The 17,785-nt window shown below is 55.7% G+C and carries 17 protein-coding genes; 14 read left to right on the top strand and 3 right to left on the bottom strand.

All coding sequences use genetic code 11. From position 1 onward, the window contains the following. From CWS72_RS27875 to CWS72_RS17365, 3 genes are all read right to left on the bottom strand, one after another. A partial coding sequence (locus tag CWS72_RS27875; protein WP_158240695.1) for a HAMP domain-containing protein occupies positions 1–1,133 on the bottom strand: 1,133 nt, incomplete at its 3' end. 566 nt (positions 1,134–1,699) lie between these two features. Then, a complete protein-coding gene (locus CWS72_RS17370; protein WP_101251901.1) occupies positions 1,700–3,385 on the bottom strand; it encodes a methyl-accepting chemotaxis protein in 1,686 nt (561 codons plus the stop codon). A gap of 330 nt (positions 3,386–3,715) precedes the next feature. Beyond that, positions 3,716–6,808 (bottom strand): bifunctional diguanylate cyclase/phosphodiesterase, encoded by a 3,093-nt coding sequence (locus CWS72_RS17365; RefSeq protein WP_158240694.1) that lies wholly within the window; start codon positions 6,806–6,808, stop codon positions 3,716–3,718. A 693-nt stretch (positions 6,809–7,501) separates the two neighbouring features. Here CWS72_RS17365 and CWS72_RS28820 point away from each other — a divergent pair. The 14 genes from CWS72_RS28820 (at position 7,502) to CWS72_RS17300 (ending at position 17,716) form a co-directional block, all read left to right on the top strand. After that, positions 7,502–7,735: a ribosome modulation factor gene (locus CWS72_RS28820; protein ID WP_420824074.1), complete on the top strand. Its 234-nt coding sequence runs from the start codon at positions 7,502–7,504 to the stop codon at positions 7,733–7,735. Continuing rightward, positions 7,723–9,387 (top strand): hypothetical protein, encoded by a 1,665-nt coding sequence (locus tag CWS72_RS17360; protein WP_146002785.1) that lies wholly within the window; start codon positions 7,723–7,725, stop codon positions 9,385–9,387. The genes CWS72_RS28820 and CWS72_RS17360 overlap by 13 nt, the downstream gene beginning before the upstream one ends. Positions 9,388–9,721: 334 nt before the next feature. Next, entirely contained in the window at positions 9,722–11,002 is a 1,281-nt protein-coding gene (locus CWS72_RS17355) for an AAA family ATPase (protein WP_101251978.1), read from the top strand. 2 nt (positions 11,003–11,004) lie between these two features. After that, complete coding sequence (locus CWS72_RS27480; protein ID WP_146002784.1) at positions 11,005–11,682, top strand: phage tail protein; 678 nt, start codon at positions 11,005–11,007, stop codon at positions 11,680–11,682. 318 nt (positions 11,683–12,000) lie between these two features. After that, on the top strand, positions 12,001–12,321 hold the full coding sequence (locus CWS72_RS17350; protein WP_146002783.1) for a hypothetical protein: 321 nt from the start codon (positions 12,001–12,003) through the stop codon (positions 12,319–12,321). A gap of 53 nt (positions 12,322–12,374) precedes the next feature. Continuing rightward, complete coding sequence (locus CWS72_RS17345; RefSeq protein ID WP_101251897.1) at positions 12,375–12,797, top strand: hypothetical protein; 423 nt, start codon at positions 12,375–12,377, stop codon at positions 12,795–12,797. Between the two features lie 47 nt (positions 12,798–12,844). Continuing rightward, positions 12,845–13,132: a hypothetical protein gene (locus CWS72_RS17340; RefSeq protein ID WP_199175759.1), complete on the top strand. Its 288-nt coding sequence runs from the start codon at positions 12,845–12,847 to the stop codon at positions 13,130–13,132. 167 nt (positions 13,133–13,299) lie between these two features. Further along, positions 13,300–14,736, top strand: coding sequence for a hypothetical protein (locus CWS72_RS27870; RefSeq protein WP_158240693.1), 1,437 nt, complete (start codon positions 13,300–13,302; stop codon positions 14,734–14,736). A gap of 9 nt (positions 14,737–14,745) precedes the next feature. Then, positions 14,746–15,033 carry a DUF2523 family protein gene (locus tag CWS72_RS17320; protein ID WP_101251893.1) on the top strand — a complete coding sequence of 96 codons (288 nt, stop codon included), beginning with the start codon at positions 14,746–14,748 and terminating at the stop codon, positions 15,031–15,033. Positions 15,034–15,036: 3 nt separating this feature from the next. Continuing rightward, positions 15,037–16,149 carry a zonular occludens toxin domain-containing protein gene (locus tag CWS72_RS17315; RefSeq protein WP_101251892.1) on the top strand — a complete coding sequence of 371 codons (1,113 nt, stop codon included), beginning with the start codon at positions 15,037–15,039 and terminating at the stop codon, positions 16,147–16,149. Between the two features lie 97 nt (positions 16,150–16,246). Next, positions 16,247–16,540: an antitoxin of toxin-antitoxin stability system gene (locus tag CWS72_RS17310; protein ID WP_101251976.1), complete on the top strand. Its 294-nt coding sequence runs from the start codon at positions 16,247–16,249 to the stop codon at positions 16,538–16,540. Then, on the top strand, positions 16,537–16,818 hold the full coding sequence (locus CWS72_RS17305) for a type II toxin-antitoxin system RelE/ParE family toxin (RefSeq protein WP_101251891.1): 282 nt from the start codon (positions 16,537–16,539) through the stop codon (positions 16,816–16,818). The genes CWS72_RS17310 and CWS72_RS17305 overlap by 4 nt, the downstream gene beginning before the upstream one ends. A gap of 63 nt (positions 16,819–16,881) precedes the next feature. Next, positions 16,882–17,376 (top strand): hypothetical protein, encoded by a 495-nt coding sequence (locus tag CWS72_RS27475; protein WP_146002781.1) that lies wholly within the window; start codon positions 16,882–16,884, stop codon positions 17,374–17,376. Beyond that, positions 17,366–17,716, top strand: a complete 351-nt coding sequence (locus tag CWS72_RS17300; RefSeq protein WP_101251890.1) for a hypothetical protein — start codon at positions 17,366–17,368, stop codon at positions 17,714–17,716. The genes CWS72_RS27475 and CWS72_RS17300 overlap by 11 nt, the downstream gene beginning before the upstream one ends. Positions 17,717–17,785 lie beyond the last annotated feature (69 nt).

The raw sequence follows: 17,785 nt of genomic DNA, 5'->3' as shown, positions 1-17,785 counted from the left end.
CGGTTGCCTTGCTCGCGGGCCTCGGTGGCCACCCTGGTCGATTCGGCAACCTGCCGGCCGATCTCGCCGATGGAGGAGGACAGTTCCTCGGAGGCCGAGGCGACCGTCTGCACATTGGCCGAAGCCTGTTCGGCGGCGGCGGCGACGGTGGTGGCCTGACGGGTGGTCTGCTCCGCCGTGGCCGACATGGAGGAGGCGGTGGCCTGCAGTTCGGTGGCCGAGGAACTGACCGCCTGCAAGACGTCGCCGACGGTGGTCTCGAACTGCCGGGTCAGGGTTTCCAGGCGGGCGGCCCTCTGCTCGCGGGCCTGGCGGTCCTTTTCCTGTTCGGCCGCCAGTTGATCGGCCCGCATCATATTGTCTTTGAAGACCTGGACGGCCTTGGCCATGATGCCGACCTCGTCCCGGCGATCGGTTCCGTTGATCTGGACCGAATAATCGCGGTCGGACAGGCGTTCCATGACCTGCGCAACCTCGACGATGGGCTTCGAGACTGCCCGGTTGGCGACGACGACGGCGAGGATCATCACCAGGACCAGACCGCTCATCACCGCGCCATAGGTCAGCGTGATGGTGCTGCCGGTGACCGCCGAGGCGGAGGCGGACTCCGTCCGCATCTTCTGATCGGCCTCGACCAGAAGTCTGGACATCACGGTAAAGATGGCGTCCATCGCCGGGGCGAAGCGCTCCCGGGTGATCGCCAAGGCCTTGGCGTTGTCGTTGGCCAGGGCCACCACCTGGATGTCGCGGATGGTGGCGAACAGGGTCTCATATTGATCCATCAGCCGGCCGATGTCGGCGGCATGGTCGGGCAGAGACTCCTTGGCGGCAGCCGACATGCTTTTCCATTGATCGTGCGTGGTGTCCATCTCGGCGACGATTGCCTTCATCCTGGCTGCGTCCTCTTCGGCGATGAGGTCGTATAGCTGCATGCCGGTGGTGCGGAGACGGGTCGCGGCCCTGGACAGGGCGAGGGTGCCGTGAGCCGTTTTATTGACCAACTCGCCATAGGTGTTGTCGATGGTACGCATTTTCCCGGTGGCGAAGACCGTCGCCAGCATGGCGACCAGGCCGAGCAACCCAAGCAGAAGAAGAACTTTGTTGACGATGCGAATGTCCCGGAATGACACCATTGAAAACCACCCATGGTAGAACATCATCTTATGAGATATATGAAAATCATATATCGATGGATATACGCTTATCCATGTAATGATTAAAATGCGTGGGAATCAAGCGATAATTTAATGGTGCATAATAAGGGTAATATATGTAAAAATTTTATGCATACCAATTTATCGATTGATATAGACGATTTATTTTTGAAAATTTTTTGTTTTTATCTTTTTAGAAATATTAAGTTAAATATAAATACAGAATTTTATTTAATGATATTTAAATAATTGATTCAAAAATAATGGTATATTTATTTTATTTATTTAATTCGGAAGCGAGACGAAATACATCCCATAGCAAGTTTCGAAGAGATCTACTCATCGAAACTTGGTTATGCCTATTGATGGCCGGCGCGCTTATACGGGCGGCGCCCAAGGGTTTTGGAGAAAACCACCGGCGTTTGAAGGGAGGGGCGGTGATCGGCTCCGCTCACCGGAAGTTGGCATGAAGATAGATGCTGATATAAAAATGGATTCACTCCATCCATGCGTTGCGCAAGGAGTGAACCCATTCGTGGGGAATGTCAGGCGGCGTTGACCCCCTGCAGGAAGCCGTGCACGGCCTGTTTCATGGTTTCGGCGTGGCGGGACAGTTCTGTGGCGGCGCCCAGCACGTCGGAGGCGGCATGGCCGGTTCCCTCGGCCGCCTCGGATACTCCGCCGATGTTCTGGGTGACCTGACGGGTGCCGATGGAGGCCTCGTTCACGTTGCGGGCGATTTCCTGGGTGGCCGCCCCTTGCTGCTCGACCGCCGAGGCGATGGTGGTGGAGATCTGATTGATCTCCGTGATGGTGGCGCCGATGGCCTGAATGGCCTGCACCGCCTCCTTGGTGGCCGATTGCACGGCGGTCACCTGCTGGGCGATTTCCTCGGTGGCCTTGCCGGTCTGGTTGGCGAGATTCTTCACCTCGCCGGCAACCACGGCGAAGCCTTTGCCGGCCTCTCCGGCGCGCGCCGCCTCGATGGTGGCGTTCAAGGCCAGCAGATTGGTCTGGCTGGCGATGTCGTTGATCAGCGCGACCACTTCTCCGATGCGCTGGGCGCTTTGCGCCAGCCCCTGGACCATCTCGTCGGTGCGGTTGCCTTGCTCGCGGGCCTCGGTGGCCACCCTGGTCGATTCGGCAACCTGCCGGCCGATCTCGCCGATGGAGGAGGACAGTTCCTCGGAGGCCGAGGCGACCGTCTGCACATTGGCCGAAGCCTGTTCGGCGGCGGCGGCGACGGTGGTGGCCTGACGGGTGGTCTGCTCCGCCGTGGCCGACATGGAGGAGGCGGTGGCCTGCAGTTCGGTGGCCGAGGAACTGACCGCCTGCAAGACGTCGCCGACGGTGGTCTCGAACTGCCGGGTCAGGGTTTCCAGGCGGGCGGCCCTCTGCTCGCGGGCCTGGCGGTCCTTTTCCTGTTCGGCCGCCAGTTGATCGGCCCGCATCATATTGTCTTTGAAGACCTGGACGGCCTTGGCCATGATGCCGACCTCGTCCCGGCGATCGGTTCCGTTGATCTGGACCGAATAATCGCGGTCGGACAGGCGTTCCATGACCTGCGCAACCTCGACGATGGGCTTCGAGACGGCCCGGTTGGTGATGACGACGGCGAGGATCATCACCAGGACCAGACCGCTCATCACCGCGCCATAGGTCAGCGTGATGGTGCTGCCGGTGACCGCCGAGGCGGAGGCGGAATCCGCCTGCATCTTCTTATCGGCTTCGACCAGAAGCTTTGCCATGGTAGCGGTCATGCTCGTGATTTCTGGAGCGAAGCGCTCCCTGGTGAGCGCCATGGCCTTGGCGTTGTCGTTGGTCAGGGCCACCGCCTGGATGTCGCGGATGGTGGCGAACAGGGTCTCATATTGACCCATCATCCTGCCGATGTCGGCGGCATGGTCGGGCAGCAGATCCTTGGCTGTCGCCGACATGTTTTTCCACTGATCGTGCGTGGCGTCCATCTCCGCGACGATTGCCTTCATCCTGGCGTCGTCCTCTTCGGCGATGAGATCGTAAAGCAGCATGGCGGTGGTGCGGATGCGCGTGGCAGCCCTGGACAGGGCGAGGGTGCCGTGAGCCGTTTTATTGACCAACTCGCCATAGGTGTTGTCGATGGTACGCATTTTCCCGGTGGCGAAGACCGTCGCCAGCATGGCGACCAGGCCGAGCAACCCAAGCAGAAGAAGAACTTTGTTGACGATACGAAAATTCTGAAACGAAAACATCTCACTCGCCTTTCAGGCAGAACGCCTAGGCACGGATCGCAACATATGCCGAAGGACATATAATATTACATATATTAGAAATATGGGTATTCCGGCAATCAGATTTTTAGAAAAGCTGTAATTGAACCGTCTTTACAAAGAGATATGAGAGGTTATCCAGCGACACTCTAAATTTAGAGTATCCGAGCGTCAAATGAGGCCGCGACCAAGCACGCGGATGCGTGCGCTAAGGCCAAGGGCTTGAAAAACAAGCCGGAGCGTGATGCAGATTTAAGGCATCACGCTCCAGTGTCACTTTTGGAAGAAGCCGCCCCCTAAAAATACACCGCTTCAGCGTAGGTTCGGGAATGCCATGGGTTGGTTGGCCAGCCATAATTCGAACCGATCGAGGGGCAGGGGGGCGGCGTAACGGAAGCCTTGGGCGAGGCTGCATCCAGCTTCGATCAAATGACGTTCCTCGCCTTCGGTTTCGACACCCTCCGCGATGATCCGCATATCGAGGGCCCGCGCGATTCCGACGATGGCGGCGACGATGGCGGCGTTGTCTGTTTCGGAATCGACATGATGTACGAAGGATTGGTCGATTTTGATGGTATGGATCGGCAGACGCTTCAGATAGCTGAGGCTGGAATAGCCGGTGCCGAAATCGTCAACGGATACCGGGGTATTGTTCCAGCGCAGCTTCAGCAACTGTTTGATGGCCAGATCCGGTTCGGCCATCACCGTGCTTTCCGTGAGTTCCAGTTCCAGAAGCGCCGGATCGATGTGGTAGCGGTCCAACAAATGGGTCAGGCGGTCGCAAAGACTTTGATCGATGAACTGACGGGCCGAAACATTCACCGACAATTGAAGTGCCGTCCGGCCGCTGTCCCGCCACGCGGCCAATTGACGACAGGCCTGTTCAAGAACCCAGGCGCCAATATTCGCAATTAGACCGCTTTCCTCGGCCGATGGAATGAATTGTCCCGGCAAGACCAATCCGCGTTCGGGACTGTTCCAACGGATCAGGGCCTCGGCTCCGGAACAGGCGCCAGACCGCAGATCGATCTTCGGCTGGTAGTAAAGCTCGAACTCCTCGCGCTCCAAGGCCCGCCGCAAGGCGATCTCCAGAGACAGGCGGGCCGACGCGGCGCCATCGAGGCTGGCGTTGAAGAACCGGAAGGTCCCCCGGCCGCTTTTCTTGGCCCGGTACATGGCGGCGTCGGCGTCTTTCATCAAGGTGGTGACGTCGGTGCCATCCTGGGGGAACATGGCGATGCCGACACTGGCGCCGATCGCCAGTTGATGTCCCTTGACGACCATTGTCTGGCTCATGCACTCGACGATTTTTTCCGCGATTTCAGCAACTTCCATCGCGGAGTTGACGTTCGACAAAACCGCCACGAATTCGTCTCCACCCAAGCGCGCCACCGTGTCGCTGCGACGCAGGCAGTTTTGCAGGCGCTCGGCGATTTCCATCAGCAACATGTCGCCGACGTCATGGCCCAGGCTGTCATTGACGATCTTGAAACGGTCGAGGTCGATGAACATGACGGCCACGTCCTCGCTCGTGCGGCGGCCCACCTCGATGGCGTGTCCCAAACGGTCTTGCAGCAGCAGACGGTTCGGCAACCCCGTCAAGGCGTCGTGATAGGCCTGATGGCGGAGCAGGGCATCCTTGTGATGCAAATCGGTGATGTCGATGAAGATCGAAACGAAGTGGGTGATGTTGCCATGGGTGTCGCGAATACTGGATATGGTTTGCGAGGCTAAAAAGGCTTCACCGTCCTTCCGCCGATTCCAGATCTGGCCCTGCCATTTCCCCTCGGTAAGAAGTTGATCCCACAAGTCTTTGTAAAAATTCGTATCGTGACGGTCCGATTTGATCAGCCGGGGATTCCGTCCCAAAGCTTCCTCGACGGAAAAACCGGTGATGTCGCCGAACGCCGGATTGACCGAGATGATCCGGGCTTCAGCGTCGGTTACGACGATTGCTTCGATGGTATTGTCGAAGACGCTGGCCGATAACAGATTTCTCGCCTCCTGAAGCCGATGCTCCCCCAGATCCTCGACGATCGACCAGATCGATGTTTCACCACTGCTTTCGGTGATCAGCGTGCCGCTCAACCGAACCGCGACGGAACGACCGTCCTTACGCACATAGTCCTTGTCGTAGGGGCCGTAGCGCCGTTTCAGCCGCAACTCCGCCATCAGCATTGCGTCGTCATGTCGGTGACGTTCCGGCGTGATATCCCAATTAGTTAGAGCCGATAACTCATCCATCGAATAACCGAGCATCTTGAGAAATGCGTGGTTGGCTTCGAGAAAACGGCCGTCCTCGCCGGTTCTGACCAGACCAAGGGGCAGGAATTCGAACATCGACCGCAAGCGGGCCTCGCGCAGTCGCAAGGACATTTCGCTATCATCCAGGGTTTCACTGTTGGAAAAGGCGGCATGCCTCCTTTTCCAACAGTGAAACCCGATGATAGACCCCACAGTCGACAGCAGCAGGATTCCACCCGTCAGCCCCCCGAATTCGACCGCCTCGTTTTCCCATTCGGCCAGGAAATCCTGATGGGCCAGACCGACGGTCAGATAAAGAGGGAAGGGGCTGATCGTGCGGAACGCGATCACGCGGAGGATGCCGTCGACATAGGACGCGGTCTGATAAACCGCGGCATCGGCGCCGGAGTCGGCCAAGGCGTGAAATTGTTGGGATCGATTGGCGCGACCGACGGCCGTGACGGCAACCGGGGCGACTTCGGGAAAGCGTCGAAGAAGCGCCTGATCCTCGTTGTAGAGAGAAATGAAACCATGTCGGCCGAGATCGGCATCGCTCATGTCGTTCAACAAATTCTCCACCGGCACCGCCACATGAATGGTGCCGGCGAAACTGCCGTCCGGATGACTGCGCCGGCGGGCGACGACGACGACCCATCTGCCGCCACTGATACGTCCGACGAGCGGCGCCGAAATGATCAAACCGGCTTTGGGATCGTCCCGAAGCGTTTGAAAGTAATCCCTGTCTCTGACGTTGGCGTGATCATTGACGATTCCGTTGACGGCGAATTGGACCATGGCGGAAGAATCATGGACGCGAATGCCGAGTGTTCCGGGCAGACGCGTATCGAGCCTCGCGATGAAGGTCTGCATGGCGGCGCGGTCGATGAAGCCTTGCGCTTCCTGGCGGGCCATTTCATCTTCGAGCGATAGGAGAGCTAAGTCTATTTTCTCTATGAAGCCACGCGCTTTTTCCTCGACGGCTCGCGCGATGGCCTGCGCCTTGTCCTGCGCTTGCGCGTTGGATTTCGCCCAATCGCGATAAAGTTCGAAGATGCAGATGACGCCAAGGAGGATATTTGCCAATACCACACCGGCCACGAGGCGCCGAACGATCCGTTGCTCTGTGCTTGCCGCCGGTTGCCCAATATCCGTACGAGCCATAAGCCACTCCGCCATCAGGAGCGGCAAACCGTTTCGCATCCGGATGACAAAAAATTCCCCCAATCCAAAGGAGTATGCCCGAATCGCAAACGTGATCAACTACGAGAGCGCGCAATTGGGTTGATGTTCCTAAATTTGTGAGTTGTGGTCGCATGGACCATTGGCGTGAAGCTGATTTCGGATCGAAAAACTCCCGCACGGCATAATGTCGCGTTTTCCAGAAGTTTCGATCAGGTTTTTCGCCAAATCCTTTGAAAACTGCGAATTTCGGCGCCGATCCCAGCAAGCTTATTCGTCATAATATACAACCCTTGGCAGAGTAGACTAAGCCGAGGGGGCTTCCTTGGAAGTGCTATCACTGCCCAGTGTTGGGGCGCTAACCGCTAATGTTCCGTGCGGTATGTCGCCCGATAAACGGCATATTATTGCTCGTATATCTACCGGGAGTCTAGAGGGCGACTTTGCGCCCATCGGTCACGCGCGGCCATGGTGCCGCCATGACTAAACACTATCATGAGTTGAAAAACTGTTTCGACAGTGGGGTGACTGCTTATCGACAAGGCGTTCCCAGTGACCGCAATCCGTGGGGCTCTCACTCGTTAGATCGTTTTGTGGCATGGGATGCCGGACGGCGGGCGGAAGCGGTGCTTCGTCCTGCCGCTTCGACGTCTCATGTGACCGAAGAGTTCGAGAATGGCTAGGCGGCGGGATGACGGCTCGTTTCAGCGGATCTTGCCGCTGGAGAGCGGAACGGAAAAAGCCGAGAAGGCGGGTTATGCGTTGGGGGTGCGGGGATTGATTTCGCCGTGCCCCTATGCGTCTTGCCGTCCGCTTTTGCAAGCGGCGTGGAAGCGGGGGTATCGAAACGGGTTGACGGTGCATGCGCGACGAATGTCGCAGGATGAGCAGGCAAGGTGCCGGGCTTAGCCCAGCACCGTCAACCCAATCACACATCACGGAATGCTTCGTTCTCTGGTCTCGATCAGGGGGCGTTTTCGCACGCCTTCGTTTTGGAGGCGAACACCGGCCGGTCACGAAGCGACATTCAAGCGTGGCTGGCCCGCGATGCCGATCGCCAACGACTGGAAGCCGACACCGAACGCTTCGCCGAAATCCTTGAACAACAGGGTATTCCGGCGCGGACGGATCTGCGTCTTGTTGCGGTGGGGCTGATCACCGGCCAGCGTCAGGAGTTGGAAGGCTGGCGGAACACCAATGTTTTGCCGGTTCCGTCGTCACGCAATCGGGCGGCGATGCTCCGCGAGTTGGAATTCTTCATGCGCAATCACCCGAAAGGCCAGTGGTTGCGCTATGCCGTGGTGACGTTCGGTGAGCGCGTCGAGCTTTTCGGCGACCTGCGCGACCGGGTTCGCGTGGCGCATCGACGGATCAGTAAATGGGCGAGCTGGGCGAAAGCCGAGTTCGGCGTTCATGTGGTCGACCGGCATGGCGAACTGACTGTTGATGAGCGGCTATCGATTCACCCGCATTCGAACGTCCTCTATTACCTGGAACGGCCCTTGTCGAAAGAACGCTGGGCCGAATTCTTGTGGCGATCCGCGCAGAAGTTCGGCGCCCGCTGGCAGGATAACGGCCGGGTCCGCAACGCCAATGAAATCGTCAAATATTTCTTCAAGGGCGACGACCTGACGCTCATGGCCGATCTGGCCTGCGCGGTGCCGGACTGGGCGGATGGTGCCTTCGATCCGGCCGAACTGGCCCATATGGTCGCCGTCAAACTTGCCGCCAAGGCCAACAAGGGCCGGTCGGATCGTCTGCCGGCCGAGGCGTTTTTCGGCAAAGCGCTGCAACTGGTCCTCGATGTCGCCGGCGATCTGCGCCGACAAGCGGCGGCCGGTGCATCGCATCCGCTGGTCTGGCTGTTTCATGAGATGTTCGGCTTGCGGGTGGCAACGCCGATGGGCGAGTTGCGGCAGTTCCGCGCCGGCTTGCGGATCGGTAAGGAACGGGTGGTCGGCGTGTTTTCGCCGGAAACCGGCTATGGGCTTCGCAAGGTGCGGAAACAAACCCGCGAACGGACGAGCGAAGGCATTGACGTGTTGCTGCCGGAAAACGAGGTGCTGGCCTTCACCCTGCCGCAACCGCGCTTTTCGCCTTACGCAGAGCCGGTGCTGTTGGTGCGGAATTTTACCGCTCAACCCCGGACCCGTCTCGGCGCACTGGCGCTCAATCGCATGGCGGCGACCGGCGAGAAGGCGAAGGAATGGTGGAACAAGGCCGGGGCTCCCGATCCCAAAAAACTGGTGGCGGCGGTCAATGGCGCGCGGGCGGAAGCGGGCCGCCAGGAGGAAACCGCCGAAGGCGGCGTTTACCGTTCACACTATTACGATAACTGTCCAGCGGAGGCGGGCGCCGAAATGCCCTTCTGCCGCTCTGACGGCTCGCTGGTCGATCGAAGGACCGGCGAGGTGGTTTTTGAACCGCGTTCGATCCCCGAAATCGATATTTTCGACCCTCGGAATTGGTTTGATTCCAGCGGGACGCAGTGGGGCTCGGGAAAACGCTATCAGCTACGTTGGCATTACGATTCGGCGATGGATGGCTGTTGGGATGAATAGGCGGAGCTTGGATACCGATTGCTTCGAGACAGACCATCCCCAAAGTTGATTAGTTAGATTAAATATGAACCGTAATAGTTATTGGCACGCTTTTGTATTCACAATTCTAATCTTACTCAGGTAAGAGTCGGTTCGGCAAATGTCCCAAAAAAGAGCGCTCATATGATCGACATTTGGAGCGCTGAAATCTCGGTTTGCGTCAGACATACGATTGTCGACCCAAGCGAGCCTAATGTGGGGCTGGAATGCCGAAGCACCCCGTGATATTGGTCCTAGCCGAACACGCCGGATGCGTGGATTCTTAATCTTGAACTTCCTGTTTAGGGACAAATCTGTGTTCACGACGATCGAGATACAAAACTTTAAGTCGATCGATAAGGCGAAACTGCAACTTGGTCGCCTGAACGTCTTGATAGGCGAAAATGGGGCAGGAAAGAGCAATATTCTTGAGGCAATCGCTCTTGCTGGAGCTGCGAGTGCCGGAAAGCTCGATAATGAATTTTTGGCCTCTCGCGGAATCAGGGTTGCTCAACCACAATATATGCGTGCAGCATTCCAAAAAAAATCTCCTGACTTACCAATAAAAATTAGCATATTAGATGGCGATGATTCTCTGCCGAGTACATTCGAACTTACTAATGATAATGGACCATACTCTCGGTGGAAATGTCACTCTCAGACCGTTTCTGCAAGAATGGATTTCGCTACTTTAGTTGAGGCTCTGAAGGAATTCAGCGCGTCCGAAAGTGGATCGGCACCTGAGGCCAAGCGCGCTCTTGAAAAATTCGGCAACGCCTTTATCTCCGCGCTGGGAGAGGGGAAAAATAACAAAAATAATAGACGGAATAAAAAATCAATATCGGTTTCGGTCAATACCGAATTGGATAATGAAAATTTATTCATCGATTTCCTGTTAAAGAAAGCTAAGGAAAAGACAACGGCGTCAAGTATTTTGGATAATTTTATTATCTTCTCTCCTGAGAACACGTCTCTTCGAAGGCTTGAGCCTGAAGGGCAAATTGAGCCTCTCGGAGTAAATGGTGAAGGGCTATTGAAGTTTTTGTCTGTACTATCTGAAGAGAAAAATAGTGCGAATTTAAAAAAAATAAAGGACGGCCTAAAACTTTTTGGGTGGTTTGATGATTTCTTCGTATCTAAGGATCAGAATGGTGTCGTCAGTAGATTGGAGATTAGGGATAGGTATCTTGACGAAACGAGCAATATGTTTGATCAAAAGAGTGCGAATGAGGGTTTCTTGTTCCTCATGTTTTACTTTTCATTGTTTTCGAGTGATTTGACCCCGCGATTTTTTGCGATCGATAATATCGACGCATCCCTCAACCCGAAATTATGCGAGCGTCTGATTCGGCACCTGGCTCAGCTTGCGGAGGGGCATGGCAAGCAAGCTATATTGACTACCCATAACCCTGCCGTCCTAGATGGTTTGAACTTGGACGATGATGATCAGCGGTTATTTGTCGTTTCCAGGGGAAGTCGCGGGCAGACGCGGGTTACCCGGATTCTGAAGCCACAACAGGCGGTAGGGGAATCGCCGATCAGGTTATCTGAGGCCTTTTTACGAGGTTCGCTCGGTGGGCTACCGAAGAGGTTTTGACGATGCCGACCTTTGCATTGATTACAGAAGGAATCACAGATCAGGTGGTGATTGAGACTATTATCCAAGGATATTATTCGGGACAACTTGATGATGAATTAGATTTTAACCCGTTGCAACCGGTTCGCGATGCAACTGATGAAAGTCGTCAGGGGGGATTTGGTGGTTGGGAAAATGTTCTGGAGTATTGTTCTTATTCTGACCGTATTCGAGAAGCTATCGCACTAAATGATTTTGTGGTAATTCAGATAGATACGGATTGCTGCGAAGAAAAAAATTTTGGCGTTTACTTGACTAAAGATGGGAATGAACGCGATGCGCCAGATATTATTTTTGATGTTATTTCAAAAATTGTTGGAATTATTGGGGATGATATTTATCTTAAGCACAAGGAAAAATTAATATTTGCAATTGCAGTTCATTCGATAGAATGCTGGCTAATTCCGCTGCATATGAAAAAAATGATTGGAAGAAAGCGGACACATTCTTGTGAAGATCACCTTGGTCGCGCAATAAAACAGAATGGATTAGAATATAGTAAGAATTACGATGTGTATTTTAATATAGTAATGCCATATAGAAAGCGGAAAAATATTGAATTAAATAAGATGTATAATAGAAGTTTTGAAATTTTTATAGAATCCATGCCTGATCCAATTCGGTTAAATAAATTATTCTGACATACCGAACGCTAAAATATTTTAGATATTGTTTTATTATACAATTCAATTTTTGACTATCCAGTTGTCATTTACTTTGATCCATCAAACGGATTAAAAACGGTGATAAATGACACGACGGAGAGCTCATCTCCAGCATTCAGGGGGGGGGCGTGAAGTTGCGAAATCCATTATGAAACGCAGACAAAGCAAAGATTCGAACTTCCTTTGAAAACCCCTGAAACGCTCTCGTTCTGGGCGTCCCTCTGCTAATAGACTCCTTGTTGCGGCATGGCGTGCCGATTGGGCTGGGAAAGCCGCGACAAGGAGGGTTTTGACATGGCGTTGACGATGCGGGGCAAGCTGGTGAACGTTTTGGCGGTTCCCGACCGCAAGGACGAAAAGACCGGCGAACCAATCGACGGATACAGCTTCTGCCAGATGATGAGCGAAGAGCATGTGTCCACCTATGGCAAGCGGTTGCAGCTTCATACCTTTTACGTGAAATCCGTTGAAAAGTGTGGCGCCTGGGTTGGCCGGGAGGTCGAAGTCCCGGTGCGCGCCTATGTCGACCGCAAGACGGGGCAACAGAAATTCACGGTCGAGGATGGCGCAGAGGTTCGGCTGTTGGTCGAACCGGCCAAAAATCAGGCCGCGTGATGGCGCGGGGGCGTTTTCGCCCCCGTTTTTCGTCCTTTTGCCAAGGAAGATCCATGCCATTCACGACGGGCAGTTATTCGGTGTGCGGGGCGCCTTCGTTGGCCGGTTTCTATGGCGCCAACGCGGCCAACCAGTGGACGGCGTTCAATGCCTGCACCGGATCATCCGCCGATCTCGGCACGGCCTTGACGGCGGAAGGCGTCGCCTCGCAAGGCGATCTTCAGACGCTGGCCGCGCAGATGGTGCCGTTGTCGAGTTTCAACACCTGGGCGGCAAGCGTGGTCACGCAATCGGCTCTGACCGCGACATTGCAGAACTACGTCACGCAAACACAGCTTCAATCCGGCGGCGGCGCTTCGGCCAGCTTCGATCCGGCCTTGGCGGCGGAGTTCTGGAGCGGCGCGTTCTGCTCGGTGATTTTCCTATGGTGGGTTTCCCGCAACATCGGACTGATTTTCGAAGTGATCCGGGGATAGCGGGCGGCCGTCCCGGCGGTTCCGGGGTTTTCGAAGAGGAGGTAGTGATGAGCAAGGTTCTCGACATGGTGAAGAACGAGGATGAGCAGTGGGAACTGGGCACCGGCCTGACGACCACGGCGAAGGCGGTCGCGGCTGCGTCGGCGGCGGTGGGGACGATGGCGGTGTCCGTCTCGGCGTTCGCCGCCGGTACGGCGGTCGATTTCACCACCCTGAGCGGCGCCGTGGATTTCTCGACGGCGGTGACCGCGGTGATGGCCGTCGCCGCGGCGGTGGTCACGGTGCTGATCGCCGTGCGCGGGGCAAAGTTCGTGCTGGCGATGGTGCGTTCGTAGCCGGCTCGCCACTTTCACCGGGTGAACGGGGAGGGAACGGCGCTGCTGATCCCTCCCTTTCTTTTTGAGGGGGAGGCCATGGACGCCAACAGCATGTGGTACGGCGCAATGTTCCTGTGGGGGCTGTTGTCGGCCTGGGCCGTCATCGACGGCTTGCGGGGCTGATGATGATTCGGGCGATAATCGGCGCGTTGCTGGCCCTGTTGCTGGTAACGCGGCCCGCCCTGGCGGCCGGCCTGCCGGTCAATGTGTCGAATGCGGTTTCCACCGTGACACAAAAGAAAATGCTGTCGCTCGGTGTTACCGCCGAGGATCCGCGATATCTGACGACATTGAACGGAATGACATCCATTGCGGCGGGCAGTGCCGCTGGCGCGGGAACGGCTTTGCTGGTCGGCGGTGCGCTGGCCACGGCGCCAGCCTGGTTGTCGGTGGCGGCGACGGCGGGCATTTCCGCCCTGGTCGGAACGGCGGTTTCCCTCGGCGTCTCCAGCCTGTGGAATTGGGCCTTCGGCGATCCGGCATCCTCTAAACCGGTGACCGTCACCGTCCCGGCGGGAGCCAGTCCCGAGGGTTATCCGAGTAGCGTGGCGGCGATTGATACCGGTGCGCCAACCCTGGGGAGCGGACTGATTCAGGCGTCTCCGACAAAGATTGGCGGCGTGGTCTATTGCCAAGACAGCATTTTCGCGGATGCCAATGTCCCCTGCGCCGGCGATCCGTGGGGGGCCTTGGCGGCGTCTTATAACGTTACGGCTCCGAACGTTTCCAATGGCCAGTTTCAGCTTATCAACTGTAGTTCGAGCGGCTGTGACGTCCAGTATTACGATAATGGCTGGCGCACCGTGGGAACCATCAAGGTCGCGATGAAAACCGGGACGGTGACCTGTCCGGCCGGGGACTATTACATCTCGGGAACAACGAGTTGCATTCCGGTTCCGGGCATAACGCCGACGGCGGTTTCCGGCTCCTATTCGCTGACCGATGCGGTGAACATGCTGCCGTCGTCGGAACTGGACCAAGCCGTCAGTCCGCAGATTATTTCGGCAATTGCCGATGCCTTATGGCAGAAGGCGTCTCAGGCACCGGGATACAGCGGCGTGCCCTATCCGGTGTCGAATCCGATCAGTGCCGGGGATGCCTCCGCAGCACAGCAGGGGGCCTCGTCTTGGCCGACCGTGCGTGATCTGACGACGGGTTCGTCCAATCGGACGACGGATTTCAGCGTTTCGCCGTCAACGGGAACCGGCACCGGGACAGGGACAGGCACGGGTACAGGAACTGGAACGGGCACAGGAACCGGCACAACCATTCAGGTAACGGTCGATCTTGGTCCTAACCCTGGTATCGCCTCTCCGAGCTTGGAGACGACACCGACCATGCCGCAAATCCTCGGGCCAATCCTGTCGCTGTTTTCCGACGTCCGGGCTTTTCAGGTGCCGGGACATCAAGGGGTCTGCCCAGCGCCGTCGTTCTCGGCCTTCGGCCGAAGCTTCACCATCAACGCCCATTGCACGCTGATCGAACAACAGCGTTCGGTGATCGCCGGCCTCATGGCCGTGGTGTGGATGCTGATCGGCTTGATGATCGTTCTCAAGGCATGAGGTGATCCGATGTTCGGTATCGTTCTATCCGCCCTCAATTCGGTGTTGGCGTGGCTGGTCCGCTCGGTTCTGGTCAAGTTCGCCGTCTATTTCGCGCTCTATTTCGTCGTCTCCGATATCCTGGCAATTTTGACGCCATTGCTGCCCACGGCCTCAAGCCTGGGCGGGGCCTTTGCCGGGATAGGGTCCGGCGTCTGGTATTTCCTCGACGTCTTTCAATTCTCGGTCGGTCTGCCGGCCGTGCTGTCGGCGGCGGGCCTGCGCTTCATCATCCGCCGTTTGCCGGTGGTGGGGTGAGCCATGGCGCTGACCGCTTATGTCGGGGTGATGGGCTCGGGCAAAACCTATGAGGCCGTCTCATCGGTGATCTTGCCGGCCTTGGCCCTGGGCCGGCGTGTGGTGACCAACATCAACGGTCTGTCGCCTGATCGCCTGCGGGAGTTCGCCGCGCAACAGTCCGGGAAGCCATTGGACGAAATCGGCGAGTTGGTTCGGGTCAAGGGCGCGGAAATTGCCGATCCCGATTTTTTCCCGGAACCGGTGGACGGTGAAGAAGAGGACGAGGGGCGGTCCTGGCAACCGGGCCGATACGTCAATCCCGGCGATCTGGTGGTGATTGATGAAGCCTGGGAATGGTGGGGCGCCGGCTCGAAGATCGCGCCGCGCCATCACAAATATTTCCGCATGCATCGCCATGGCGTCGACGCGGACACCGGCATTGCCGGCGACGTGGTGCTGATCGTCCAGGTTCTCTCCGATCTGCACCGCACGGTCAGTTCGGTGCTCGATTTCGTCTACAGCATGACGAAACAGAAGTCGGTCGGGCTGGACAGCTTCTATCGGGTCGATGTCTATCGCGGCCACAAGCTGTTCAAGAAGAACCGGCAAAGCCAGCATGACAAGAAATACGACCCGAAAATCTGCGAGCTTTATCAAAGCTATCAAGGCGGCAAGGGCAGGGAGGTCGCCACCGACAAGCGGCAGAACGTCCTTGCCTCGAAAAAGCTGTGGGTCATGGCAGCGCTGGTGGTGGTGGGGTTCTCGTTCTCGGTGTGGATGACGATCCGATTTTTCACCAGTGGCAGCTTGGTCAAGTCATCTGCCGTAGCGGCGCAAGCGTCCGTGCCGTCTGCTCCGGTTATGCCGGTTGCCGTTCCGCCGAAGGTCGCGCCGATCTCCGAGACGTGGCGGTTGGTGGGGCGCGTCGATCTTGGGGACCGGTCTTATGTCGTGCTGGCCAACAATGCCGGTCGGCTGCGCTATGAAAGCCCGGCGGTGGTGATCGGGAATGGCTCGGCGGGGGTAGCCGAGGTCGATGGCGAGAGGGTGACGCGGTTTTCGGGAAATGCAGCGGTGGGCGGTGGTGGTGGAGCAACTACAGCGGTTCCCTCCCTGTTTTCCGGTGGAAAGTGACTACGACATGACATTTCGGTTTATCGGGCGAGGGGTTTGGTGAAACGTGATGAAGTCGTGTATACTTCGTCAGTATGAACCGCGTGGGAGAGCCGCTATGCCAAAGGAAGCCGTTTTCACGATGAAGCTCGAATTCGAGCTTCGCAACGAATTTATGGCTGAGGCTGAGGCCGCTCACCGGCCGGCGTCTCAGATTGTACGTGAGATGATGCGCGATTATGTCGATCGCCAACGCGAGGCGCGGGAGTATGAGGCCTTTTTAGGTCGGAAGGTTGCCTTGGCGCGATTATCAATGCATGCCGGTCGTGGCCGTTCAAATGATGAGGTTGAAGCTGAGCGCGCTGCGTATCGTTCCCAATTGTTGCGTAATGCGGGCGAGAACGAGGTGTGAAAGTTCGTTGGACACCGGAAGCCGAACAAGACCGATATAGCGTGGTGGAGTACATCGCGGCGAATAATCCGAGAGCCGCCATCAAGATGGATGAGTTATTCGGCGATTCCGTCGCCATGCTGGCCGATTTCCCGCTGATGGGGCGCGTTGGAATAATCCCCGGCACTCGTGAGTTGATCCTACATGAGAGCTATCGCGTGGTTTACGAAGTCGAAGAGGAAACGGTGTGGGTATTGGCGTTGGTTCACACAGCACGTCAATGGCCGCCGATCCATTGAGGCCCTTAGCTGTTACAGGTGGTGCCGTTATTCTTGATAATTGGAAGAAACGGGAGCGATAAAATGGCAGTAACGATAGAGGAATATATTTGCGTGAAGGATCGAGCTTCAGCGCTTGGAGTTGTTGTTCCGCACAATATAGCTGTACTACCTGAAAATTTTGCAACGGCAACGTCAAGTAATGAATTTTGGCAACAGTCAGAGGCAGATACAGTTCGGAAGATTTTTCGAAAAAACAATATCCCGGTGGATAATATTTTTGAAATTGATAAGACACCTTATATCCAAAATAATGGAATTGAATGGATATGCCCAACACTTTTTATTACGTCTGGAATAATAAGTGAAAATTCATATATGGTGTCATTAGCATTAAATGTACTATCAAATTATATAACAGACCTTTTTCGCGGCGTTCCAGGCGACAAGAAGGTAAAATTTAATATTGTTCTTGAAAAGAAAAAGAACAAATTATGCAAAAGAATAAGCTATGAAGGTGATATTGAAGGTCTTTCGGAGCTTTCAAAAATCATAATGAAGACATATAATGAGCAGTGATATAGATTTATATAATAAAATCATAGAAGAATGTATGGCGTTTCTGTTTATAACTAGGGATTCAGATCTTCAGAAAGACGCTTGCGATAAGCTTGATAGTCTTATGCGTGATATAATGGTATCAAAGAATGCAGCAATTATTTTAGAAGATGATAATTTAGCCAATCTTTTTCTCGGATTCGAATGCGTCTGTATGGCGTTACGTTTTGAGTTGTGCATGTGGCTTTATCTTAAGAAAAGCGAGCCAGAAAAGGCATGGGATTGTCTTGTGACGGCTCAAACTGCTGCTGAGGCTGCTGCTAGTGCATTGACGCAAACGGAGGATTCACAGGCAGCCTGAATCATGCGATTCTCTCGGCATGGCTCAGACCGTCTGCATCCTGCTTTCCGTCGAAGACCGCGAGCGTTT

Origin of the sequence: Telmatospirillum siberiense (genome assembly GCF_002845745.1) — a bacterium.
Taxonomy (GTDB): domain Bacteria; phylum Pseudomonadota; class Alphaproteobacteria; order Rhodospirillales; family Magnetospirillaceae; genus Telmatospirillum; species Telmatospirillum siberiense.
This window is presented reverse-complemented; position numbering and strand designations above follow the sequence as displayed.